The 998-nt window shown below is 36.4% G+C and carries 1 protein-coding gene and 1 pseudogene; both read left to right on the plus strand.

Features of this window, described 5'->3' with window-relative positions:
* Positions 1-312 (plus strand): hypothetical protein (locus ACFIO3_RS13950; protein WP_375704675.1); only part of this gene is annotated, 312 nt, incomplete at its 5' end.
* A gap of 131 nt (positions 313-443) precedes the next feature.
* Positions 444-998: pseudogene (locus tag ACFIO3_RS13955) on the plus strand (nicotinate phosphoribosyltransferase); the annotation flags it as partial.

Consider the following 998-nt stretch of genomic DNA (forward strand, 5'->3'; position numbering starts at 1 on the left):
GAACCACGATGTGGTCAAGGCGGTTGGACTTGGTATACAGGTTCAGCTGGTTGGTTTTATCGTGCCGCAACACAAGCGATTCTTGGAATACAACGTCAGGGAGACTTGTTATTTTTACAGCCACATTTACCTTCTATTTGGCCAAAATATGAAGCAAAAATGAAATTTTGTGATGCCATTTATACTATTAAAGTAAAATGGGGATCTGAAAATATGCTCTATGTTAATGGCAAAGAATATACTGAAGTTCATACAGGGATAAAGTTACAAAAAACAGGTCAGCATGAAATTTTACGTATTATTAAATCTTAAAAACGAAAAAAGAGAACAGGCTTTTTTATTCTTGCCCAAAATTGTAGAGTTGTTATAGTCCTTGCGTCGCCTATATTAACCGTGTTGGTGCATAATAATTTTAGATTCGATGAGACTGAAAGAAAAAGGTTATGAATCATCCGGATATTGCTAGACGTGTTTACAATCATACTTGGAAACTTGATCCCATTATTCGTTCACTTCTCGATACGGATTTTTATAAGCTTCTTATGGTACAGATGATTTGGGGACTTTATCCCACTGTCAATGTTACTTTTTCCCTTATAAACCGCTCTAAAACAATACGTCTTGCTGATGATATTGATGAGAGTGAATTACGTGCCCAACTTGATCATGCTCTTAGTTTGCGTTTTTCAAAAAAAGAAATGATCTGGCTCGCTGGTAATACATTTTATGGACGAAAGCAAATTTTTGAACCTGATTTTCTTCAGTGGCTTGAGAATTTTCAATTACCAGAATATGAATTAACCCGTAAAGATGGCCAATATATTCTTCAGTTTCATGGTCCGTGGGCGCATAGCTCTATGTGGGAAATTCCAGCTCTTGCGATTATCAGCGAATTACGTTCACGTACTGCTATGAAAAAGTTAGATCGTTTTGCTCTTGATGTACTTTATGCGCGTGCTAAAGCAAAAATGTGGAGTAAAGTTGAACGTCTCAAAAAA

Source organism: Bartonella sp. AD328YNZD (genome assembly GCF_042196425.1).